The organism is Pseudomonas sp. MH10, from assembly GCF_034353045.1.
Taxonomy (GTDB): Bacteria; Pseudomonadota; Gammaproteobacteria; order Pseudomonadales; family Pseudomonadaceae; genus Aquipseudomonas.
Genome location: NZ_CP133783.1, coordinates 3,202,035 through 3,224,910, shown reverse-complemented (window position 1 = coordinate 3,224,910; position 22,876 = coordinate 3,202,035). Strand labels below are relative to the sequence as shown.

The window sequence follows — 22,876 nt, the reverse complement described above, 5'->3', positions numbered from 1 at the left end:
GCGTTTACGCAACAGCTCTACCACTGCGCCTGGCAATCGAGTCGAGACTGATCATGTAACAGTGAAAAACAAACGCCTACAGGGGTAGTCGTATCCAGTACATAGGGGGTCGTATCCAGTGTCGGCAAGGTCGCTTACAGCTTTATTAGCGGGCGCAAAGACACTTTTCAAGCGTCATCGCGGTACCCGAGTCGCCCAAGTAGCCGCAAAACCTGTTGTGTGGGGGCTCCCGATCAATACGACGTTGGTGGGCATGGGTGAGTCGGTGTCAGACGTCGTGCGTCTGGGCAAAAGCCCGATGATGCGCCCATCTCGGCGGATAGCAGCTTCAGCGTAGCAGCTCCGTCACCGGGCGCTTTGGGCGTCGGGGGTCTCGACTACAGAGGGTTTGCGGTAATGGCTATCAGCGTGTTCGACCTGTTCAAGATCGGTATCGGCCCCTCCAGCTCTCACACCGTAGGGCCTATGCGTGCCGCCGCACTGTTCAACCAAGGGCTGCGCGAACGCGGCGAGTTGGACCAAGTGCGCCGCATTGAAGTTCGCTTGTACGGCTCGCTGTCCGCCACCGGTATCGGCCACGGCAGCGACAACGCCGTGATCATGGGCCTGATGAACCAATGGCCAGACTCGATTGACCCGTCGCAGATTGGCGTGAGCATCGAGACGCTGAAAGAAACCGAAACGCTGTTGCTCGATGGCTACCTGCCCATCCCGTTTCAGTGGCAGCGCGACATGCTGCTCATCGATGAAAACCTGCCGTTCCACCCCAACGCCATGACCTTGATAGCCGAGGGCGAGAACGGCGAAGTGCATCGCGATACGTATTACTCGGTCGGTGGAGGTTTCGTTGTCGATGAAGCCCAGGCCGCCAGCGGCGTGTTGGACATGGATCGCACCGTATTGCCTTACGACTTCTCCAGCGCGGACGAGCTGCTTCGACTCTGCAATCAACACGGCTTACGTGTGTCGCAACTGATGATGGCCAACGAAAGGGTCTGGCGCAGCGAAGAAGAAATCCGCAGCAGCCTGATGCGTTTGTGGAGCGCCATGCAGGACTGTGTTGAGCAGGGCCTCAAGCACGAAGGTATTTTGCCCGGCGGTTTGAACGTCCGGCGCCGAGCGGCGCGTTTGCACCGCAGTTTGTTAGAACTGGGTAAACCCAACGTGATCGGCTCGACACTCAGCGCCATGGAATGGGTGAACCTGTTTGCGTTGGCGGTCAACGAAGAGAACGCCGCGGGTGGGCGAATGGTGACGGCACCGACCAATGGCGCCGCGGGAATTATCCCGGCAGTGCTGCATTACTTCGTCAAGTTCAGTGAAGAAGTCAGCGAAGCGAACGTGGTCGATTACCTGCTGGCGGCGGCCGCGATTGGCATTCTGTGCAAGAAAAACGCTTCGATTTCCGGTGCAGAAGTGGGTTGTCAGGGCGAAGTGGGTTCGGCCTGCGCCATGGCTGCGGCGGGGCTGGCGGATATATTGGGCGCGACGCCGGAGCAGCTGTGCAACGCGGCGGAAATCGGCCTTGAGCACAACCTGGGCCTGACGTGCGACCCCGTAGGCGGTCTGGTTCAAGTGCCGTGCATCGAACGCAATGCGATTGCTGCGGTAAAAGCGATCAATGCCGCGCAGATGGCCTTGCGAGGCGACGGTCAGCACTTTATCTCGTTGGACCGGGTGATCCGCACCATGCGTGATACCGGCGCCGATATGCACGATAAATACAAAGAAACCTCGCGCGGAGGGTTGGCGGTAAGTGCGGTCGAGTGTTGAGCCCTCGCTGACGCCTTCGCGAATGAATTCGCTCCCACGGTTGATCGCATCCTCTGTGGGAGCGAATTCATTCGCGAATAGAGATTGTTTGATAGCACCGGCTGCCCGGTTATCGATCATTGGCGGACACCTGCGCCACCTTTTGGCGCGCAATACCTCGAACGCTGACCGCTTGGCCGTTCGTGCAGGGCAGTGACACTCCTTTAGTCGGACTCGGAACGCGCTTCACACAAGTGATACCGAACTGCTCAACCTCCCCAAACCCCTGCTGTACCCGGCGTCCGCGGCCTTATAACCCGTTGAGTTGAACCTCCTTATATAGACGCATCACGACGTCGTTTTCAGGTTTTATTGAATGCGCATTCAACTTAGGCATGGCAATTGCGTTGTCATACCTAAAATCCTCCCACGCATGGAGGAGATAACAAGAGCCTCCGCCTGAGGCCATCAACCGCCTAGTGTGAGGAGATACCGCGATGACTTCGTTCAACTCTGGTGCCCAGCCCCAGCCCCAGAACCGCACGCCTCAATCCATCGGCTTTTTGCTGCTGGACAACTTCACGCTGATCTCGCTGGCATCCGCCGTCGAGCCGCTGCGGATGGCTAACCAACTGTCGGGTCGCGAGCTGTATCGCTGGTCCACGTTGAGCGCTGATGGTTCACAAGTGTGGGCCAGTGATGGTTTGCAGATCACCCCCGACGCTTCCATGCATAAGGCCCCTGTCCTCGACACCGTGATTGTCTGCGGTGGCGTTGGTATCCAGCGCACGGTCACCCGCGAACACGTGAGCTGGCTGCAAAGCCAGGCACGCCAATCCCGCCGCCTCGGTGCGGTCTGCACCGGCAGTTGGGCGCTGGCCTGCGCGGGTCTGCTGGACGGTTTTGATTGCAGCGTGCATTGGGAATGCTTGGCGTCGATGCAGGAAGCGTTTCCGCGCGTTTCCATGAGCACCCGCTTGTTCACTCTCGACCGTAATCGCTTTACCAGTTCAGGCGGTACCGCACCGCTGGACATGATGCTTCACTTGATCAGCCGCGATCACGGCCGTGAACTGTCGGCTGCTATTTCTGAGATGTTCGTCTACGAGCGCATTCGCAATGAGCAAGATCACCAACGTGTGCCGCTGAAGCACATGCTCGGCACCAATCAGCCGAAGTTGCAGGAAATCGTCGCGCTGATGGAGGCTAACCTCGAAGAGCCGATTGATCTGGATGAGCTGGCGGTGTACGTCGCGGTGTCCCGCCGTCAGTTGGAGCGCCTGTTCCAGAAATACCTGCACTGCTCGCCGTCGCGTTATTACCTCAAACTGCGCTTGATCCGCGCCCGGCAACTGCTCAAACAAACGCCAATGTCGATCATCGAAGTGGCGTCGGTGTGTGGGTTCGTGTCAACGCCACACTTCTCAAAGTGCTACCGCGAATACTTCGGCATTCCACCCCGCGACGAACGTGTAGGCTCCAATACCGCACAGCAAGTGGCGATGATCCCGATTCCACAATCATTGGTGCTGACACCGTTATCAGGACCGCTATCGGCACTGAGCCAAGCACGTAATGAATCGACGTTTGCGAGTGTGAGGTTGTAGTTGATGTAACGACAAACTCACACTGTGGGACCGAATTCATTCGGGAAAGCGGTGTTTCAGGTAAGACCCTTTCCCGAATGAATTCGGTTCTACAGGTTTGCCAATGCGTTTACCCTCGGCTCTGTTTATAGACCGCCAACGCCGGTAATAACTGCTGATCAATCGCTTGGCGCACGGCCGGTAAAATCATTGCGCTGCCTGTCAGCATTTGCTCGATCATTCGGCGTAATGCCGTGGCGCGGGCCTCTGTCAGGCCGCACACCGCTTGGGCGCACGCTTGTTCAGCGGTGGCGCCAGGGGGCATATCGAAGCCTAATGCCCTGAGTTGGCCGAGCAGGTCTTCTTGGTCAATTAAATCCGCATGCATCATGTGATCTGCTCCTTTATTCGGTATGAGTCGATTCTGGTTCTGCTCGTGCTCGGCGGCAAGGCCCAGTGAGTGCAATGGCCGGTATACCTATAAACAGGTCGTTTTCAGCTGGCTCGTGCCTTTTGCGTTTTTTTGTCTGGGGCAAACTCATGTAAACTTCGCGGCCTTTCAGGAGCCGCCATGAATTACCGCCACGCTTTCCACGCCGGCAACCACGCCGATGTGTTCAAACACTTGACCCTGACTCGCTTGATCGCCCTCATGGCGCGCAAGGAGCAGCCGTTCGCCTATATCGACAGCCACGCCGGGATTGGTCTGTATGACCTCAAGGGCGATCAGGCCACTCGCACCGGTGAATGGCTTGAGGGCGTCGGTCGTTTGTGGGGCGCGTCGGATTTGCCTGCGCTCACGGCAGATTACATGCAGGTGTTGCACGACATGAACCCGGATGGCGAATTACGCTATTACCCCGGTTCCCCGGAAATCGCCCGCCGCCTGACCCGTGAGCGCGAGCGCATTTTGCTTAACGAGAAGCACCCGCAAGACGGTCGGTTGCTCAAAGAGAACATGCGCGGTGATCGGCGTGTGGCCGTGCACTTGGGCGAAGGCTGGCATGTGCCGCGTGCGCTGCTGCCGGTTGCGGAAAAGCGTGGTTTGCTGCTGATCGATCCGCCGTTCGAGCAATTGGACGAGATGAAGCGCTGCGCGGTGGCATTGAAAGAAACCATCGGTCGCATGCGTCAGACCGTGGCGGCGATCTGGTATCCGATTAAGGACACGCGTCTGCTGCGTCGTTTCTATCAGGACTTGGCCGAGACTGGCGCACCCAAGCTGTTGCGGGTTGAGCTGTTCGTGCATCCGCTGAACACGCCGCAGAGTTTGAACGGTTCGGGTCTGGTTATTGCCAACCCGCCGTGGGGGCTGGAGGAAGAGTTGCGCGAATTAATGCCGTGGCTAGCCAAGGCCCTGGGGCAAACCCAGGGTGGCTGGCAGATGGATTGGTTGATTGCGGAGTAGCAGGTAACCAGAAATACTTTGGAGCTTATTCTGGCCGTTTTCGCAGGCAAGCCTGCTCCCACAGGTTTGGTGGGAGTCGGCTTGCCGACGAATGCGGTCTATTGGACGCCGCTGGCTTTCAAGCCGGCAAACAAACCCCAGTCCCACCAAGCCCGCAATAACCGGCCGGGTTCTTGGCCAAATATTGCTGGTGGTAGGCTTCGGCGTAGTAAAACGTCGGGGCTTCTTCGATTTCAGTCGTGATCTGGCCCAGGCCTGCTTTGTCGAGTTCGGCCTGGAACGCAGCCTTGCTGGCCAGCGCCGCTTCCAACTGTGATTCGTTGGTGCAGTAGATGACCGAACGGTATTGCGTGCCGATGTCATTGCCTTGGCGCATGCCTTGGGTTGGGTTGTGGGCTTCCCAGAACACTTTCAACAACGCTTCATAAGTGGTTTGTTCGGTGTCGTAAACCACCAGTACCACTTCGCTGTGGCCGGTCAGGCCGGAGCAGGTTTCTTCGTACGTTGGGTTATGCGTAATGCCGCCCGCGTAACCGACCGAAGTGCTGTAAACGCCAGGTTGCTGCCACAGGCGACGTTCGGCGCCCCAGAAGCAGCCCAGACCAAAGATCGCAAAATCGACACTGCCGGGAAACGGACCCAGTAGTGGGTTGCCGTTGACGAAATGTTTCTCCGGAACGGTCATCGGTGTTTCGCGGCCCGGGAGGGCTTGTTCAGCGGTAGGCAATACGTTTTTGTTCACGAGTATCTCCGAGCGCAAAGCCATGATTCATGTCCTCTAGTCAGCGGGAGGTTACAGAATGGGGATGGTCGATGGGGTCATAAAGAGGTGATAGAAGAAAGACCGACAGTTTGCCCGACTGTTCAGCTGTGAGGGAAGGGGGGAAGGAGGGATCAGGACGAACGTAGTATTCAGCGCGACAGCGGTATCAGCAGGTCAAGGGATCAGCCAGCGGGCCGCGTGGGTAACGTCGGAGTTTGTCGATCAGGTCGCTGCCTGGAATAGGGCGGTCGAACAGATAGCCTTGGCCGACGTCACAACGGTGTCGGCGCAGGAACGCCAGTTGTTCGACAGTTTCGATCCCTTCGGCCACTACTTTGAGTTTGAGGTTGTGCGCCATGGCGATCACCGCTGAGGTGATTTCCATATCATCCTGGTTGTCCGGAATGTCGCGAATGAAGCTGCGATCAATCTTGATCACATCAATCGGGAATTTTTTCAAGTAGCTGAGGGACGAATAGCCAGTACCAAAATCGTCCATGGCCAGGGTCAGCCCGAGCTGTTTAAAGAAATCGAGTTGTTGGCGAGTGTCGTCGGTCGCTTCCAGCAGCAGCCCTTCAGTCAGTTCAAGCTCCAGCATGGTTGCAGGCAGGCGCTCTTCTTTGAGGATGTTGGCAATCGACGTCACCAGGTCGGGATCAGAAAACTGTTTGGGTGAGACGTTGATCGCGACGTGCAGGTGATTCAGCCCGGCAGCGGTCAGTTCTTTGCTCATGCGACACGCCTGACGCGCGACCCATTTCCCGATGGGAATAATCAGTCCGGTTTCCTCGGCCACGCTAATGAACTGATCTGGACGGATCATGCCTTTTTCCGGGTGATTCCAGCGCAGCAGTGCTTCCATCCCCAGTAGACGCCCACTGCGCAGGCACAGCTTGGGTTGGTAAAACACTTCCAGTTCATTCTGAGTCAGTGCACGACGCAGATTGTTTTCGACGAACAGCTTGTAGCTGGCCTCGGCATTCAGCGCTTCGGTGAAGACCTGCACCTGATGCTTGCCGTTGGCTTTGGCTTTGTGCAGCGCCAGGCCGGCATTCTTCATCAGTGTTTGCGGGTCGCCGCCGTGAATGGGTGCACAGGCGAGGCCCACGGAGCCGGTGACACTGATCAATTGGTTGTCGACGAACATAGGCTTGTCGAGGGTTTTGAGCACCTGAGCGGCGATCTGCATGCCGGCTTCGACATCAGTGTCGTCCAGTAGCACCGCGAATTCATTACTGGCAAAGCGCGCAAGGCTGCCGCTGGGGCTCAGGCTGTTGCGCAGACGCCGGGCAAGGCTGATCAGCAGTTTATCACCGGTCTGGTGGCCGAGACTGTCGTTGATGCGCTTGAAGTTGTCGATGTCCACCAGCAATAGGCTGATCGGTGTGTCGCTGTCCCGTGCAAACCGTTCATCAAGGTTGCGGATAAACGCCGGCCGGTTACCCAGGCTGGTGAGGTTGTCGGTGTACGCCAGGCGCTCGATGCGCTGTTGTGCCGCCTTGGTCTGGGTTATGTCTTCGTAGATGCCGATGTAGTGGGTCAACTCGCGGTCGTCACCATACACCTTGGAAATCGACAGTTGGCCCCAGTAAGGTTCGAGGTTTTTGCGACGGCTTTTGAATTCGCCCTGCCAACTATTGCTTGTGTCGAGGCTTGAATTGGCGTCGATCAGCAGTTCGTTGAGGTTTTCCAGCGCTGGCAGTTCGGAGAGCCGATGGCCGTGCACTTCTTCAGTGGTGTACTGAGTGATCGCGGTGAAGCTGGGGTTGACGTACTCGACCACGCCGTTGCAGTTGACCAGCAGAAACGCGTTGGCGCTTTGCTCCACGGCACGCTGGAACAGGTGCAGGGCGCTGGTGGCGGCGCGACGGTTATGATTGTTGATGACTTGGGCGAACTGGTCGGCCAGTTCGCCAGAAAAGGCAATTTCATCGGACTGCCACGGGCGTGAAATGCCGATCTGCTCAAGGCACAGCACGCCAACCACCAAGCCGTCGATGCGGATGCTGGCGTCGAGTATTGCATTGATGTCTTTGGGTCTTAATTTTTCGGCCAATTCGCTGGTACGCGGATCGTGCATGACATCGTTGGCATCGATGGCGCGGCTGGTGTGCAGCGCTTCGAGGTAGTTCGGGAAGTTAGTAAGGTCAATGCCTTTGGGCTGTATGAATTCACTGGTGTCACGGTGGAACGCAGCTATGGGTTCCAGATGACTGCCGCTGAGATCCCAAATGCTGGCGCTGGAGATGTCATATATTTCGCAGGCGCTTTGGGTGATCAACTTGGCCGCTTCTTGCACCGAATCATGTGTGCTGTAACGATGACGGGCCAAACGCAAAATCAGGCTTTGCTGGGCACGAACTCGCTCCAGGTGCTGCAACTGATCTTGCTGAGCGCGCTGGTTGAGTTCGAGGGCGACGTGCAGCCGGTTGTTTTGGGTGTCCAGATCGGTCGCGTTGGACGGGTCGTTGTCTGCGAACAGTCCCTCGACCACCATCAAATAACCGCGAAGCAAGTCGCGGTTGTGTTGTCGATAACCTTCGCCCACTTCCAGCAGGCTGATAGCGCCTTTAGCGCAATGCAGTGTGTAGCGGATCTGATAGAACGGGCTGTCGGCCAATTGGTGCTGCACGGAGTCGTGCATTTGATAGCGCACTTCTGGCTCCATCAGGCTGGCATACGGCGAGCCAATCAGCGCACACAGGTCTACTGCCGGTACGCCGAACTGTTTTTCGCAATTGGGATCAAGGTACAACAGCGCCCAGCTCGCTTCATTCAGCCGTTCGAAACGCAGCATGCCGAGCCGCGAGGGCACCGGCAATTGCGTTACTACCTCGACCGCAGTTCGACCGGCGGCATCGGGCTGGCTTTTCATCAAGAACTCGCTTTCAGAATGCTGATCGCGCACGGGCTCAAGCCCTCTGTTATGTCGCGTGCCGCAAGGTTGCATCATGCGGCTCTGGCTGACAAGTGAGCGCGGTGGCTTAGTGCTATAAATCTATCGGTTTAGTGCGTTCTTTTAGGCAAAAAAAGCCCCGCCAAGTTGGCGGGGTTGAGGTACGAGCGTGGCAGCTCGGAAAATCGGTTTCTGTAGTAGCCAACTTGTTGGCGAAAGCTTGGCGCGGTCTTTCTGACAATACGCCTCGCCAGCAAGTTGGCTCCTACAGTTTTTACAGCAGCATCGTGCGAATGTCCGCCAGCAGCTCGCCCAAACGCTTGGTGAAGCGAGCGGCAGCGGCGCCGTTGATGACGCGGTGATCGTAGGACAATGACAACGGCAGCATCAGTTTTGGCTGGAAGGCTTTGCCATCCCAGACTGGCTGGATGGTGGCCTTGGACACGCCAAGGATTGCCACTTCCGGCGCGTTGACGATTGGCGTAAAGCCAGTGCCACCAATGTGCCCGAGGCTGGAAATCGTGAAGCACGCGCCCTGCATGTCGTCGGCAGACAGCTTTTTCGAACGGGCTTTCTCAGCCAGTTCAGCTGCTTCAGCCGCCAGTTGCAGCAAGCTCTTCTGATCAACGTTCTTGATGACCGGGACCAGCAAACCTTCCGGGGTGTCCACGGCAAAGCCGATGTTCACGTATTTCTTGCGGATGATCGCTTTGCCGCTTGGCGCCAACGAACTGTTGAAGTCCGGCAGTTCCTTGAGCAGGAAGGCACTGGCCTTGAGCAGCAGTGGCAATACGGTCAGTTTGACGCCGGCCTTTTCTGCGACAGCTTTTTGCGCGACACGGAAAGCTTCCAGCTCTGTGATGTCAGCCTGATCGAACTGAGTCACGTGTGGAATGTTCAACCAGCTGCGATGCAGGCTGGCGGCGCCAAGTTGCATCAGGCGCGTCATCGGTACTTCTTCGGTTTCGCCATAACGGCTGAAATCGACCACCGGAATCGGCGGAATGCCCGCGCCACCGGTAGCACCGGCAGCCGGAGCAGCTTTGGCCTTTTGCATCATGGCCTGGACGTAAACCTGCACGTCTTCCTTGAGCACGCGACCGTGGGGGCCGGTTGCGCCGACAGCGCTCAGCTCGACGCCGAATTCACGGGCCAGTTGGCGTACTGCCGGGCCAGCGTGAGTCTTGGTGCCGTCTTTGGCCGGTGCAGGCGCTTGGGCCGGCGCAGCGGGTGCCGCTTCGGCTTTTAATGCTGGCGCAGGTGCCGCTTCAGCCTTGGCTGGAGCCGCAGCAGGTGCAGCCGCTGGAGCCGGCGCGGCCGGTGCAGCTGCACCGGCCACTTTCAATTTCAGGATCAGGTCACCAGTGCCGACTTCATCGTCCAGCTTGATGATGATGCTTTCCACAACGCCGGCAGCCGGCGAAGGGATTTCCATACTGGCTTTGTCGGATTCGAGGGTGATCAGTGATTGATCCGCCACGATGGTGTCGCCGACCTTGACCATCACTTCAATAATCTTGGCCTTGCCCGACGAACCGATATCAGGAACATGGATGTCCTGAACGGTTTCGCTGGCGGCAGCCGCAGGCGCCGCAGCAACCGGTTCAGCCGCAGCTGGAGCAGGCGCTGCTTTTTCTGGAGCAGCCGCTGCAGCAGGAGCAGCCGCCGCAGGTGCTGGTGCAGAAGCTTCACCTTCTACTTCCAGCTCAAACAGTTCGTCGCCTTCTTTCAGGCGGTCGCCCAGTTTCACTTTCATGCTTTTGATGACACCGGCTTTGGGCGCAGGAATTTCCATGCTTGCCTTGTCCGATTCCAACGTAAGAATGCTCTGTTCGGCTTCGATGCGATCGCCGACCTTGACCATTAACTCAATGACTTCGCCTTCACCGTTGCCGATGTCGGGTACTCGAATTAGCTCACTCACAATGTCTCTCCTTCGGAGAACCTGTTCACTCTCGACTGCACTGTATGGGTTGCGACGAACACAGCGTCGGACGCTCATTTACGTGTGTAAATTCCGCATCCTCAGCTGCTCCGCGCTTCTTGTCAGCGCCCTTTGCGATCTGGAGACAGACTCTTAACAGTCCAGTGGGTTACGTTTTTCAGGGTCGATGCCGAACTTGGCAATGGCTTCAGCCACTACTTTAGGTTCGATATCGCCGCGATCAGCCAAGGCTTCCAGAGCTGCAAGCACCACGAAGTGGCGGTCGACTTCAAAGAAGCTACGCAACTTCTTGCGGCTGTCACTGCGGCCGAAACCGTCAGTTCCCAGGACTTTGTATTCCTTGGTTGGTACCCACTGACGAATCTGGTCAGCGAACAGTTTCATGTAGTCGGTCGATGCGATCACTGGACCCTTACGGCCAGTGAGGCATTCTTCCACGTAGCTCAGGACAGGTTTCTGACCTGGGTGCAGACGGTTGCTGCGTTCTACTGCCAAGCCATCGCGACGCAGTTCGTTGAAGCTGGTAACGCTCCAGACGTCTGCACCGACATTGAACTGCTCGCGCAGAATCTTCGCCGCTTCGCGTACTTCACGCAGGATAGTGCCCGAGCCCATGAGTTGGACGTGGTGTGCTGCTTCCTTGGTGTCTTCTTCAAGCAGATACATGCCCTTGATGATGCCTGCCTCGGAACCCGCCGGCATGGCCGGGTGCGCGTAGGACTCGTTCATCACGGTCAGGTAATAGAAAACGTCCTGCTGCTCTTCGAACATCAGGCGCATGCCTTCACGGATGATCACCGCGAGTTCATAGCCGTACGTCGGATCGAATGTGCGGCAGTTCGGGATGGTCGAGGCCAGAATGTGGCTGTGACCATCTTCGTGCTGCAGACCTTCGCCGTTGAGCGTGGTGCGACCGGCCGTGCCACCCACCAGGAAGCCACGGGTGCGGCTGTCGCCAGCGGCCCAAGCCAAGTCACCTATCCGTTGGAAACCGAACATCGAATAGAAGATGTAAAACGGAATCATCGGTTGGTTGTGGCTGCTGTACGAGGTACCGGCAGCAATGAAGGAGGACATGGCACCTGCTTCGTTGATGCCTTCTTCGAGAATCTGACCTTTCTTGTCTTCGCGGTAGAACATCACTTGTTCTTTATCGACTGGCTCGTAGAGCTGGCCGACGGACGAGTAGATGCCCAGCTGACGGAACATGCCTTCCATACCGAAAGTGCGCGCTTCGTCCGGGATGATCGGCACGATGCGTTGGCCGACTTCCTTGTCCTTGACCAATTGCGACAGAATCCGCACGAAGGCCATGGTGGTGGAGATTTCGCGGTCGCCAGTACCGTCAAGCAGTGCTTTGAGGCTTTCCAGCGGTGGCGTCGGCAAGCTGAAACTCTTGGCGCGGCGCTGAGGCACGAAGCCGCCCAGTGCAGTGCGGCGCTCGCTCAAATAACGGGCTTCGGCGCTGTCTGGTTCTGGTTTGAAGAACGGCAGGGTGTCCAGTTGGTCGTCTTTGATAGGAATGTCGAAACGGTCGCGGAAGCTTTTCAAGCTGTCGACATCGACTTTCTTGGTGTTGTGCGCGGTGTTTTTCGCTTCACCGGCGCCAGTGCCATAACCTTTGATGGTCTTGGCCAATACCACGGTCGGTTGACCCTTGTGGTTGACTGCCTGGTGGTAAGCCGCATACATCTTGTACGGGTCGTGCCCACCGCGGTTGAGCTTCCAGATTTCGTCATCGGACAGATCAGCAACCATCGCCTTGAGTTCAGGCGAGTTGAAGAAGTGTTCACGAACGAATGCGCCGTCTTTGGCTTTGTAGTTCTGGTACTCGCCGTCGATGACTTCGTCCATCCGGCGTTGCAGGATGCCGTCGGTATCTTTAGCCAGCAGTGGGTCCCAGAAACGGCCCCAAACAACTTTGGTCACGTTCCATTGAGCGCCACGGAACACGCCTTCGAGTTCCTGGATGATCTTGCCGTTGCCGCGAACCGGACCGTCGAGACGTTGCAGGTTGCAGTTGACGACGAAGATCAGGTTGTCGAGTTTTTCGCGACCGGCCAGGGAGATTGCGCCCAAGGATTCCGGTTCGTCGGTCTCACCATCGCCCAGGAAACACCAGACTTTTTGCTTGCCTTCAGGGATGTAGCCGCGGTGTTCCAGGTACTTCATGAAGCGTGCCTGGTAGATCGCCTGGATCGGGCCAAGGCCCATGGACACAGTCGGGAACTGCCAGAAATCTTTCATCAGCCACGGGTGTGGATAGGACGACAGGCCTTTGCCATCAACTTCCTGACGGAAATTGTTCATCTGGTCTTCGGTGATCCGGCCTTCCATGAATGCACGGGCGTAAACGCCTGGTGATGCGTGACCCTGGAAGTAGATCAGGTCGCCGCCGTGTTCATCGGTCGGAGCCTGGAAGAAGTAGTTGAAGCCTATGTCATACAGCGTCGCGCTGGAGGCGAAGCTGGAAATGTGACCGCCCAGGTCGGGGTCGTTCATGTTGGTTTTGACCACCATGGCCAGTGCGTTCCATCGCACCAACGAGCGAATGCGGCGTTCCATGAACAGGTCGCCAGGCATGCGTGCTTCGTGGGTAACGGGAATCGTATTACGATACGGCGTCGTGATGGCGTACGGCAGCTGGGAGCCACTTCTGGTGGCCAGCTCGCCCATACGGGTCATCAAATAATGAGCGCGGTCTTCGCCTTCTTTGTCGAGAACCGATTCCAGGGCGTCCAGCCATTCCTGGGTTTCGACGGGATCGAGGTCTTGCATGGCTTGCTCCAGGGCGGAAAGGCTTCCAGAATCGGTTGCCTGAGTTTGCGACTGGCCTTGTGGGCAGACGACATAAAATTTTTGGATGACCGGAGGTTGTACCGGCGTTGTGTAGTTTTACTACAAATCGTCAGCCATTTCAGCCTTTCGACTTAGCCTCCTAGTAGTAAAACTACAGAAGAGCGTGAGTCCGGCTCCTGTTGTGTTGTGATGTAAATCGATAATGTGAGTGCGAAGCGAACTGTAACAGGTTAAAACTTGATGCTGGCTGCTAATAAATCCTATTTTTCAGCTATTTATTACCTTTGTTTGACGATCCTGTCATTGATGCATTTCTTTCTACCATTGCGGCGGTCCCTTCCCACGCCGACCAAGGATAGACCATGAGCCTCCCTTTGCTGGCCGATCTGCCGGCCATCCTCCTGCCGTTTGTCGATCGTGCGCAACAGACTTTACGCACTAATGCGACGGCGTTATCGGACACTGCCTTGGCTCAACTTGATGCGTGGCCCGACACCCGACAGGTAACCTTCGACCGGGTGTGCGCGGCCAGCGATTTTGTGGCCGAGCAAGTGTCCCGTGACACGCACATGTTTTTGGACCTGGCGGACTCCGGGCAGTTGGACCGCAGTTTTGCCGTGGGTGAACTGCGTGGCCAAATCTCCGCCGCCGTGCTGACCGCCGACACAGAAGACGACCTGGGCCGCCTACTGCGTCGACAGCGCACCCGGCATCAAGTTCGTATTGTTTGGCGTGACCTGACCCGCCAGGCCGACCTGATAGAAACCTGCCGCGACCTGTCGGACATGGCCGATGCCTGCATCGACTTGGCTTACCAATGGTTGTATCTGCGCCATTGTCAGCAATTGGGCACACCCATGGGTCGTCGCAGCGGGGAACCGCAGCAGATGGTGATCTTGGGGATGGGCAAGCTGGGGGCGGTTGAACTCAATCTGTCGTCCGACATCGACCTGATCTTCGGTTACCCCGAAGGCGGTGAAACCCAAGGGGTCAAGCGGCCCATTGATAACCAGGAGTTTTTCATCCGGCTGGGCCAGCGGCTGATCAAGGCGTTGGACCCGATCACGGTGGATGGCTTCGTGTTCCGTGTTGATATGCGCTTGCGGCCATACGGGTCTTCCGGCGCGCTGGTGCTCAGCTTTAATGCACTTGAACAGTACTACCAGGATCAGGGCCGTGATTGGGAGCGCTACGCCATGATCAAAGCGCGAGTCGTCGGTGGAGATCAGCTAGCGGGGGCGCAATTGCTCGACCTGCTGCGGCCATTTGTTTACCGACGCTACCTGGACTTTTCGGCCATCGAAGCGCTGCGCACCATGAAGCAGCTGATTCATCAGGAAGTCCGCCGCAAAGGCATGGCCGATAACATCAAGCTCGGCTCCGGCGGCATTCGAGAAGTCGAATTCATCGCCCAGGCGTTCCAGTTGATCCATGGCGGTCGCGACCTCAGCTTGCAGCAACGGCCTTTATTGAAGGTGCTGAACACCTTGGAAGGTCAGGGTTACTTGCCGCCTGCGGTGATTAGCGAGTTGCGCGAAGGCTATGAATTCTTGCGCTATACCGAGCATGCGATCCAGGCCATCGCCGATCGTCAGACCCAGATGCTGCCAGACGGCGAAGCTGACCAAGCGCGTATCGCCTTCATGCTGGGCTTTGCCGACTGGGCGAGCTTTCATGAGCGGCTGATGTATTGGCGCGGCCGGGTGGCGTGGCACTTTCGCGGGGTTATCTCCGATCCTGATGAAGAGGAGGGCGGCGAAGACAGTGAAATGGTCGTCGGCGGAGAGTGGTTGCCGCTGTGGGACGATTCTCAGGATGAGGAAGCGGCTTGTCGACAACTGGAAGAGGGCGGTTTTGCCGACGCTGCTAACGCATTGAAACGCTTGTCGGGATTGCGCAACAGCCCGCAGTTACGTGCCATGCAGCGGCTGGGTCGCGAGCGTCTGGATGCCTTTATTCCGCGGCTGTTGGCCCAAACGGTCGAGCACAGCAACCCGGACTTGGTGCTGGAACGCGTGCTGCCGCTGATTGAAGCCGTTGCTCGGCGTTCGGCGTATCTGGTGTTGCTCACCGAGAACCCAGGGGCATTGCGACGCCTGTTGACGTTGTGTGCCGCCAGCCCGTGGATCGCCGAGCAGATCGCGCGCTTCCCATTGTTGCTGGATGAACTGCTTAACGAAGACCGTCTATTCAGTCCGCCGCTGGCCCCAGAGTTGGGCGCCGAATTGCGCGAACGGTTGACGCGTATTCCCGAAGACGACCTTGAACAACAGATGGAAGCCCTGCGCCACTTCAAATTGGCGCACAGCCTGCGTGTGGCGGCCTCGGAGATCAGCGGTCATCTGCCGTTGATGAAAGTCAGCGATTACCTGACCTGGTTGGCGGAAGCGATTCTTGAACAGGTGCTGGCGTTGGCGTGGCGACACACCGTGGCCAAGCACGGCACACCGAAGCGTTCCGATGGCACCTTATGTGATCCGGGGTTTGTCATCGTCGGCTACGGCAAAGTCGGCGGCATCGAGCTGGGCCATGGTTCTGACCTGGACTTGGTGTTTATCCATGACGGCGACCCGCAGGCCGAGACCGATGGCGCCAAGCCCATCGACAGCGCGCAATTCTTCACTCGGTTGGGCCAGCGAATTATTCACCTGCTGACTGCCCAAACCAACTCTGGCCAGTTGTACGAGGTTGATATGCGCCTGCGACCCTCAGGCGCATCGGGGCTATTGGTCAGTTCATTGGGCGCGTTTGATCGTTACCAGCGCAACGAAGCCTGGACCTGGGAACATCAGGCGTTGGTCCGCGCTCGGGTGTTGGTGGGCAGCCATGCAGTCGGCGCAGCCTTTGAGGCCGTGCGCGCCGCAATAGTGGGGCGCGAACGTGACCTACCTGCATTGCGGACCGACGTCAGTGAGATGCGCGCCAAGATGCGCGGGACCCTCGGTAGCAAGGCCACCGCCGCCGGAACGGCCGCCAACGCCTTTGAAGCCACGGCGCCGTTCGATCTCAAGCAGGATGCCGGTGGTATCGTCGATATCGAATTTATGGTGCAATACGCCGCCTTGGCGTGGTCCTGGGAGTATCCGCAGCTGCTGCGTTACACCGACAACATCCGCATTCTTGAAGGGCTGGAACAGGCCGGTCTAATCCTGGGCGCAGATGCAGACCTTTTGCGGGAGGCTTATAAAGCCTATCGTGCAGCCGCTCACCGTCAGGCCTTGCAGAAGCAGGCCGGGGTAGTGGGTGGTGATCAGTTCCATGCCGAGCGGCGAGAAGTGTTGCGGATCTGGGCGGGGTTAGGCTTGAGCTAATCAGTCTTGCCCGGCGAGCCAAGGGAAATGTGTCTTTATAGCTATGACGGGGAGGCGTCAGGTTGTGTGGAAGTGCTCCGCAACCTGAAAAGCCTCCCTGATCGTTTCTGGTGGTTTTTGGATTAAGCATGAGAATTCTGATCGTAGGGCCAAGCTGGGTCGGCGACATGGTGATGGCGCAAACACTGTTTCAGTGCCTGAAGCAGCGTCACCCTCAGTGTGAAATCGATGTGCTAGCGCCCGAGTGGAGTCGGCCGATCCTTGAGCGCATGCCTGAAGTGCGCAAGGCTTTGAGCTTTCCGCTCGGCCACGGTGTACTTGAATTAGCCACTCGCCGACGAATCGGCAAGTCATTGAAGGGGCAGTACGACCAGGCAATTCTACTGCCCAATTCCCTGAAATCAGCGCTGGTTCCGTTTTTTGCGGGCATCCCCAAGCGTACGGGGTGGCGTGGCGAGTTTCGCTACGGCTTGCTCAACGACGTGCGCACCTTGGACAAGCAACGTTACCCGCTGATGATCGAACGCTTCATGGCCTTGGCCTATGAGGCTGGCGCTGAGATCCCCCGACCTTATCCTCGCCCAAGCCTGCAAATCGATGCCGCTACCCGCGACGCCACGCTGCAGAAGTTCGGTTTGAGTCTTGATCGTCCGGTGTTGGCGTTGTGCCCCGGTGCCGAGTTTGGCGAATCCAAGCGCTGGTCGGCTGAGCATTACGCCAAAGTCGCCGAAGCCAAGGTCCGTGAGGGCTGGCAAGTCTGGCTGTTTGGCTCAAAGAAGGATCATCCGGTCGGCGAAAGCATTCGTGAACGGTTGATCCCCGGTTTGCGTGAAGAGTCAGTCAACCTCAGCGGCGAAACCTCGTTGGCCGAAGCGATTGATCTGATGTCTTGCGCGGACGCGGTGGTGTCCAACGATTCCGGGCTTATGCACGTTGCTGCGGCGCTCAACCGGCCATTGGTGGCGGTTTACGGCTCCACTTCGCCGGCCTTTACGCCGCCGTTGGCTGAACACGTCGAAATCGTCCAGTTGGGCATTGAGTGCAGCCCGTGTTTCGAACGTACCTGCCGTTTTGGTCATTACAATTGCTTGCGTCTGCTTGAACCCAAACCTGTGGTCGAGGCGCTGGGTCGCTTAGGCGGCACCCCGGTCGAGGTTTCCTGATTTTGTGTAGTTTGCGGGTACTGTTGATTAAGACCTCCTCCATGGGGGATGTGATTCACGCGCTGCCAGCGCTGACCGATGCTGCTCGTGCGCTGCCAGGCATACAGTTCGATTGGGTCGTCGAAGAAAGCTTCGCCGAGATTCCCTCCTGGCACCCTGCGGTGGCCGAGGTCATTCCGGTGGCAATTCGTCGCTGGCGCAAGAATCTCTGGCAAACCTTCAAGAACGGCGAATGGCGCGGCTTGAAGAAACGCTTGAGCGAAACCGACTACGACTTGGTAATTGACGCCCAAGGGTTGGTGAAAAGTGCGTGGCTTACCCGTTACGTGAACGCGCCGGTGGTTGGCCTTGATCGGCTGTCGGCCCGCGAACCCTTGGCGAGCCGATTCTATGATCGGCATTTTCCCGTCAGTCCAGAGCAGCATGCGGTGCAGCGCTCGCGGTTGTTGTTTGCGCAGGCATTGGGCTATGAAGTGCCGGACGATATCGGTGATTACGGCCTTGACCGCTCGCGCTTGATAGACGCACTCGTGGATGAGCCGTTCGTGCTGTTCTTGCATGGCACCACCTGGGCCACCAAGCATTGGCCGGAACTTTACTGGCGGCAGTTGGCGCAGCTCATGATCGGGCGCGGCCTGCACGTGCGACTGCCGTGGGGTAATCCTGCCGAGTTGGCGCGTGCCGAGCGCATTGCCCACGGGCTCGATAACGTTGTGGTGCTGCCCAAACTCAATTTAGCGGGTGTCGCGCGGGTGTTGGTCGGTGCTCAGGCTTGTGTCGCGGTGGACACCGGCCTCGGGCATTTGGCGGCGGCGCTGGATGTGCCGACCCTGTCGCTGTTCGGTCCAACTGACCCGGTGTTGACCGGTGCTTATGGTCGATCCCAGGTCCACATGGCCAGTGACTTCCCTTGCGCGCCCTGCCTGCAAAAGAAATGCACCTATCGCCCGACCGCTGAAGAACAGCGTCGTTTCGATCTAAATAGCGAGTGGCCGTTGTGCTTCACTCGTTTGAATCCCGAGCGAGTAGCCAGCCAATTGGGCTCGCTGTTGCTGGCAAAGGAACTCAGTTGATGCAGTTGGCTTTTGTACTTTATAAATATTTCCCGTTTGGCGGCCTGCAACGCGACTTCATGCGCATTGCCCTGGAGTGCCAGCAGCGTGGCCATCAGATTCGCGTGTATACCTTGACGTGGGAAGGCGAGGTGCCACCCGGTTTTGAGGTGGTGATGGTGCCGGTCAAGGCGCTGTTCAACCACACGCGCTACGAAAGGCTTAGCGCCTGGGTCGAGGCGGATCTGCTCAAGCGTCCAGTGGACCGTCTGATCGGCTTCAATAAAATGCCGGGGCTGGATGTGTACTACGCCGCCGATGGCTGTTTCGAAGACAAAGCGCAAAATCTGCGTAATTCGCTGTATCGCCGCTGGGGTCGCTATCGCCACTTCGCCGCTTACGAGCGTGCGGTGTTCACCAAAGACGCGAAAACTGAAATATTGATGATCTCAGAAGTGCAGCAACCGCTGTTCGTCAAGCACTATGACACCCCTGCCGAGCGCTTCCATCTGCTGCCGCCGGGGATTGGCCTAGACCGCCGAGCACCCATTGAAGCGCCGCAAATTCGCGCCGAATTCCGTCAAGAGTTTGGTCTGGCCGATGATGACTTGTTGGTGGTGCAAATTGGCTCCGGGTTCAAGACCAAGGGCGTGGACCGTAGCCTCAAGGCGCTGGCCGCCTTGCCATCTGAGCTGAAAAAACGCACGCGACTGTTTGTAATCGGCCAAGACGATCCCAAAGTATTCCAGGTGCAAAGTGCCACGTTGGGAGTCAGCGAACAGGTGCAGTTCCTCAAGGGGCGCAGTGACATACCGCGCTTCTTGATGGGTGCCGATCTGCTGATTCACCCGGCGTACAACGAAAACACCGGCACAGTCTTGCTTGAAGCCTTGGTCGCGGGCCTGCCAGTACTGGTCAGCGCTGTCTGTGGTTATGCGCATTACATTGCCGAAGCCGACTGCGGGAGAGTGTTGACCTATCCGTTCGAACAGGCGCAACTCAATCAATACCTCGCTACCATGCTGGCTGATGATTCGGCACGGGTAGCCTGGAGCCGACACGGTTTGGTCTTTGCCGATACAGCGGACCTTTACAGCATGCCGCAGCACGCGGCCGATGTGATTCTGGCGGAGCACCACCGATGAAACTGATTCTCGCTGAACCATTCAAAAGCCTCTGGAATGGACGTGATGCGTTCACCGAAGTCGAGGCGTTGGACGGTCAGGTTTATCGTGAACTCGAAGGGCGGCGCACCTTGCGCACTGAAGTGGAAGGGCGCGGTTACTTCGTCAAGATTCACCGGGGTATTGGTTGGGGCGAGGTGGCCAAGAATCTGGTGACTGCCAAGCTGCCGGTACTCGGCGCTGGTCAGGAGTGGCGGGCGATCAACCGCCTGCACGAGGTCGGCGTACCGACCATGACCGCCGTGGCCTACGGCGAGCGCGGGAATAATCCGGCCGCCCAGCATTCGTTTATCGTCACCGAAGAACTGGCGCCCACCGTTAGCCTGGAAGACTTCAGTATTCACTGGCGCCAGGAACCACCGGCACCGCGCCTCAAGCGCGCGTTGATCGCTGAAGTCGCGCGCATGACCGGCATGATGCACCGCGCCGGGGTCAATCACCGTGACTGCTACATCTGCCACTTTCTGTTGCACACCGACAAACCGGTGACCGCCGAGGACTTCAAGCTGTCGCTGATCGATCTGCACCGTGCTCAGACCCGCAAGACAATCACCTTGCGCTGGCGCAACAAAGACTTGGCGGCGCTGTTTTTCTCGGCGCTGGACATCGGCCTGACTCAACGCGATAAATTGCGCTTCATGTGTGGATACTTCCAACTTCCGTTGCGCCAAGTGGTCGCACAAGAGTCGGCACTGCTCGCGTGGCTGGAAACTAAAGCCAGCAAACTGTATGAGCGCAAGCAACGCTACGGGGATGCGCTGTGATGGTGGCTGGCAAACGGACAGTTTCGACAACCATGGCATCTCGGCTAATTCGTGGGAACGGCAATGAGTGACTTCATCGCAGCAACCGAGCGCGGGCTGCTTGAGCGACATGGCCTGGCTGATTTCAATTCGCTGTGGGACGTGCAACTGGACGCGGTGGATGAGCCCAATATCGGGCGCGGCGGGTGGAGCAGCGTGTTTCGTCTGGAGCTCGAAGGGGCGGGTTTCTACCTCAAGCGCCAAAATAATTACCTGACGCGAACCTTGCATCGGCCGTTCGGCGAGCCGTCGTTCTCCCGCGAGTTTCGCAACATTACTCGTTATCAATCGTTAGGCATTCCGTCCCTGCAGGCAGTGTTCTTTGGCGAGCGCCTGATTGAAGACGAACGCCGGGCCATTCTGATGACCCGGGCATTGGACAGCTGGACTGACTTGGACTCGCTGTTACAGCAGTGGCCAACCTTGAGCGCCCATCAGCGTTTGGCGATTTTGCAGGCGTGTGGTCAGCTGGCGCGTACGCTGCACGCGGCCAATCAAGTTCATGGTTGTTTCTATCCCAAGCATATTTTCCTGCGCTCGCGTGCCAATGCGTATCTGGCGCAACTGATTGATCTGGAGAAAACCCGCCCGGCGTTTTTTGGCTGGCGTGACCGGATCAAAGACCTGGAGCCATTGCTGCGTCGGGCGCCGTTCTGGACCGAAGCTGAAGTGCGCGAACTGCTAGCGACGTACCTGCAAGCGGCTACCGACAGTGAGTTAGTCGGTCTCTGGTGGCAGCGTCTGGCGAAGCGCAGCAGCTATAAAGAGGCACTCTGATGCAGTTGTCAGAACTTAAATCCGCCGGGCGGACGCCGACGCTGCCTATTAACCTGGCGCTGGCCGACGCTGCCGGCCCGGCTGAATTGCAATTGTTGACCTTGTTGCGCGTGCTGCCGGGGCAACGCTATGTCGGTGCTGGCATCTGGCGCGGGCGTGCGGTGTTGGCGAAATTGTTGGTTGGCCCCAAGGCGGCTCGGCACTTTCAGCGTGAGCGCGACGGCGTTCATCTGCTGTCCGAACAAGGCATGACCACTCCTTTGTTGCTGGTCGAAGGCCTCAAAGAAGGCGAGGGTGGCTGGCTGCTGTTCGAGTTTCTGGAGAACGCGCAAAGCCTTGGCGATGCCTGGGCAGACGTCGAAGCATTGCCGGCACTGGCGCACGAGCAGCAAACGGTATTGGGCGAAGCACTGTCGGCAATCGCGACGCTGCACAGCAAAGGTCTGTGGCAAGAAGACCTGCACCTCGACAACCTGCTGCGCCACGACGGTCAGTTGTATTTGATCGACGGCGCGGGCATTCGCGCTGAACAGGCGGGTAAGCCGTTGTCGCGGCAACAGGTGCTGCAAAACCTCGGCGTTTTTTTTGCTCAGTTGCCGAAGACTTTGGAGCCGTTCACTGAAGAGCTGTTGGTGCATTACCTGTTGAGTAACGCTGAACACGCCCTCCCGATGGAAGCCCTGAAAAAACAGATAAACAAAACTCGCGGCTGGCGTCTGAAAGACTTCCTCAGCAAAGTTGGGCGCGATTGCAGCCTGTTCAGCGTCAACGACGGCCCCTTCGGCCTGCGCGCGATTCGTCGCGAAGAAGTGACGGCGATGTCGCCGGTGTTGACTGACGCCGATGCGTTGCTTGATCGCGGTCATTTATACAAGACCGGGGGCGCGGCCAGTGTGGGCCGTGTCGAGGTGGCGGGCCGTCCACTGGTGATCAAGCGCTACAACATCAAAAATTTCGCCCATTGGCTCAAGCGCTTCTGGCGCCCAAGCCGCGCCTGGCACTCCTGGCGTGAAGGTAATCGACTGGCGTTTCTCGGGATAGCGACGCCTAAGCCGCTGGCGTTGCTGGAGCTGCGATTCTTCTGGCTGCGGCGCAAGGCGTATCTGGTGACTGAGTATTTGCCGGGGCCGGACATCATCGAGCGGTTTGCGTCGCATGTGGTCTCGGGCATTGCACCGGAAGCAGAGTTGCTGGCGCTTGATCACTTGTTTGCTCGTCTGATTGACGAACGCATCAGTCACGGTGATCTAAAAGGACATAACGTGTTCTGGCATCAAGACCGCTGGGCACTGATCGACCTCGACGCCATGTGCCAGCACACCTCGGCTTCATCGTTCGCCTGCGCGTTTGCGCGGGACCGAGCACGGTTCATGCGCAACTGGCCCGTCGAAAGCGCGCTGCACCAATTGCTGGAGCAACGCTTGCCTCGGGGTTGAG

The 22,876-nt window shown here is 57.9% G+C and carries 15 protein-coding genes; 10 read left to right on the top strand and 5 right to left on the bottom strand.

All coding sequences use genetic code 11. From position 1 onward, the window contains the following. Nucleotides 1-396: 396 nt before the first annotated feature. Nucleotides 397-1,773 (top strand): L-serine ammonia-lyase, encoded by a 1,377-nt coding sequence (locus tag RHM59_RS14330; protein ID WP_322167314.1) that lies wholly within the window; start codon nt 397-399, stop codon nt 1,771-1,773. A 476-nt stretch (nt 1,774-2,249) separates the two neighbouring features. After that, the gene (locus RHM59_RS14325; protein WP_322167315.1) at nt 2,250-3,359 is read left to right on the top strand and encodes a GlxA family transcriptional regulator; all 1,110 of its coding nucleotides are present in this window, start codon (nt 2,250-2,252) and stop codon (nt 3,357-3,359) included. Between the two features lie 109 nt (nt 3,360-3,468). Here the strand turns inward: RHM59_RS14325 and RHM59_RS14320 are convergent, their stop codons facing one another. Next, a complete protein-coding gene (locus RHM59_RS14320; protein ID WP_322167316.1) occupies nt 3,469-3,729 on the bottom strand; it encodes a hypothetical protein in 261 nt (86 codons plus the stop codon). 180 nt (nt 3,730-3,909) lie between these two features. Between RHM59_RS14320 and RHM59_RS14315 the strand changes: the two genes are divergently transcribed. Then, nucleotides 3,910-4,746, top strand: coding sequence for a 23S rRNA (adenine(2030)-N(6))-methyltransferase RlmJ (locus tag RHM59_RS14315; protein ID WP_322224468.1), 837 nt, complete (start codon nt 3,910-3,912; stop codon nt 4,744-4,746). Between the two features lie 118 nt (nt 4,747-4,864). Here RHM59_RS14315 and msrA read toward each other — a convergent pair whose 3' ends face one another. The 4 genes from msrA to aceE all read right to left on the bottom strand — a co-directional run bounded on the left by msrA (nt 4,865) and on the right by aceE (nt 13,128). Beyond that, on the bottom strand, nt 4,865-5,512 hold the full coding sequence (gene msrA, locus RHM59_RS14310; protein WP_322167318.1) for a peptide-methionine (S)-S-oxide reductase MsrA: 648 nt from the start codon (nt 5,510-5,512) through the stop codon (nt 4,865-4,867). 163 nt (nt 5,513-5,675) lie between these two features. Next, the gene (locus RHM59_RS14305; protein ID WP_322224465.1) at nt 5,676-8,384 is read right to left on the bottom strand and encodes a putative bifunctional diguanylate cyclase/phosphodiesterase; all 2,709 of its coding nucleotides are present in this window, start codon (nt 8,382-8,384) and stop codon (nt 5,676-5,678) included. 295 nt (nt 8,385-8,679) lie between these two features. Next, entirely contained in the window at nt 8,680-10,329 is a 1,650-nt protein-coding gene (gene aceF / locus RHM59_RS14300) for a dihydrolipoyllysine-residue acetyltransferase (protein ID WP_322224463.1), read from the bottom strand. A gap of 153 nt (nt 10,330-10,482) precedes the next feature. After that, nucleotides 10,483-13,128 (bottom strand): pyruvate dehydrogenase (acetyl-transferring), homodimeric type, encoded by a 2,646-nt coding sequence (gene aceE, locus RHM59_RS14295; protein ID WP_322167322.1) that lies wholly within the window; start codon nt 13,126-13,128, stop codon nt 10,483-10,485. Nucleotides 13,129-13,511: 383 nt separating this feature from the next. On the opposite strand from aceE, the gene glnE reads away from it, so the two are divergent. The 7 genes from glnE to RHM59_RS14260 all read left to right on the top strand — a co-directional run bounded on the left by glnE (nt 13,512) and on the right by RHM59_RS14260 (nt 22,875). Continuing rightward, complete coding sequence (gene glnE / locus RHM59_RS14290; protein WP_322224461.1) at nt 13,512-16,460, top strand: bifunctional [glutamate--ammonia ligase]-adenylyl-L-tyrosine phosphorylase/[glutamate--ammonia-ligase] adenylyltransferase; 2,949 nt, start codon at nt 13,512-13,514, stop codon at nt 16,458-16,460. A 128-nt stretch (nt 16,461-16,588) separates the two neighbouring features. Further along, the gene (gene waaF, locus RHM59_RS14285) at nt 16,589-17,623 is read left to right on the top strand and encodes a lipopolysaccharide heptosyltransferase II (RefSeq protein ID WP_322167324.1); all 1,035 of its coding nucleotides are present in this window, start codon (nt 16,589-16,591) and stop codon (nt 17,621-17,623) included. Between the two features lie 11 nt (nt 17,624-17,634). Continuing rightward, complete coding sequence (waaC, locus tag RHM59_RS14280) at nt 17,635-18,696, top strand: lipopolysaccharide heptosyltransferase I (protein ID WP_322286706.1); 1,062 nt, start codon at nt 17,635-17,637, stop codon at nt 18,694-18,696. Next, nucleotides 18,696-19,820 carry a glycosyltransferase family 4 protein gene (locus tag RHM59_RS14275; RefSeq protein ID WP_322167325.1) on the top strand — a complete coding sequence of 375 codons (1,125 nt, stop codon included), beginning with the start codon at nt 18,696-18,698 and terminating at the stop codon, nt 19,818-19,820. The genes waaC and RHM59_RS14275 overlap by 1 nt, the downstream gene beginning before the upstream one ends. Beyond that, a complete protein-coding gene (gene rfaP / locus RHM59_RS14270; RefSeq protein ID WP_322224459.1) occupies nt 19,817-20,623 on the top strand; it encodes a lipopolysaccharide core heptose(I) kinase RfaP in 807 nt (268 codons plus the stop codon). Before RHM59_RS14275 ends, rfaP begins: the two co-directional genes overlap by 4 nt. 63 nt (nt 20,624-20,686) lie before the next feature. After that, entirely contained in the window at nt 20,687-21,439 is a 753-nt protein-coding gene (locus RHM59_RS14265; RefSeq protein WP_322224457.1) for a lipopolysaccharide kinase InaA family protein, read from the top strand. After that, on the top strand, nt 21,439-22,875 hold the full coding sequence (locus RHM59_RS14260) for a lipopolysaccharide kinase InaA family protein (protein WP_322224455.1): 1,437 nt from the start codon (nt 21,439-21,441) through the stop codon (nt 22,873-22,875). The genes RHM59_RS14265 and RHM59_RS14260 overlap by 1 nt, the downstream gene beginning before the upstream one ends. Nucleotide 22,876: the final 1 nt, after the last annotated feature.

Coding starts and splice junctions, on each gene's coding strand:
- RHM59_RS14320 (WP_322167316.1), bottom strand. CDS start 3,729: ATGATGCATGCGGATTTAATTGACCAAGAAGACCTGCTCGGCCAACTC.
- RHM59_RS14330 (WP_322167314.1), top strand. CDS start 397: ATGGCTATCAGCGTGTTCGACCTGTTCAAGATCGGTATCGGCCCCTCC.
- glnE (WP_322224461.1), top strand. CDS start 13,512: ATGAGCCTCCCTTTGCTGGCCGATCTGCCGGCCATCCTCCTGCCGTTT.
- RHM59_RS14275 (WP_322167325.1), top strand. CDS start 18,696: ATGCAGTTGGCTTTTGTACTTTATAAATATTTCCCGTTTGGCGGCCTG.
- RHM59_RS14325 (WP_322167315.1), top strand. CDS start 2,250: ATGACTTCGTTCAACTCTGGTGCCCAGCCCCAGCCCCAGAACCGCACG.
- aceE (WP_322167322.1), bottom strand. CDS start 13,128: ATGCAAGACCTCGATCCCGTCGAAACCCAGGAATGGCTGGACGCCCTG.
- RHM59_RS14315 (WP_322224468.1), top strand. CDS start 3,910: ATGAATTACCGCCACGCTTTCCACGCCGGCAACCACGCCGATGTGTTC.
- RHM59_RS14265 (WP_322224457.1), top strand. CDS start 20,687: ATGAGTGACTTCATCGCAGCAACCGAGCGCGGGCTGCTTGAGCGACAT.
- RHM59_RS14260 (WP_322224455.1), top strand. CDS start 21,439: ATGCAGTTGTCAGAACTTAAATCCGCCGGGCGGACGCCGACGCTGCCT.
- rfaP (WP_322224459.1), top strand. CDS start 19,817: ATGAAACTGATTCTCGCTGAACCATTCAAAAGCCTCTGGAATGGACGT.
- RHM59_RS14305 (WP_322224465.1), bottom strand. CDS start 8,384: ATGAAAAGCCAGCCCGATGCCGCCGGTCGAACTGCGGTCGAGGTAGTA.
- msrA (WP_322167318.1), bottom strand. CDS start 5,512: ATGGCTTTGCGCTCGGAGATACTCGTGAACAAAAACGTATTGCCTACC.
- waaF (WP_322167324.1), top strand. CDS start 16,589: ATGAGAATTCTGATCGTAGGGCCAAGCTGGGTCGGCGACATGGTGATG.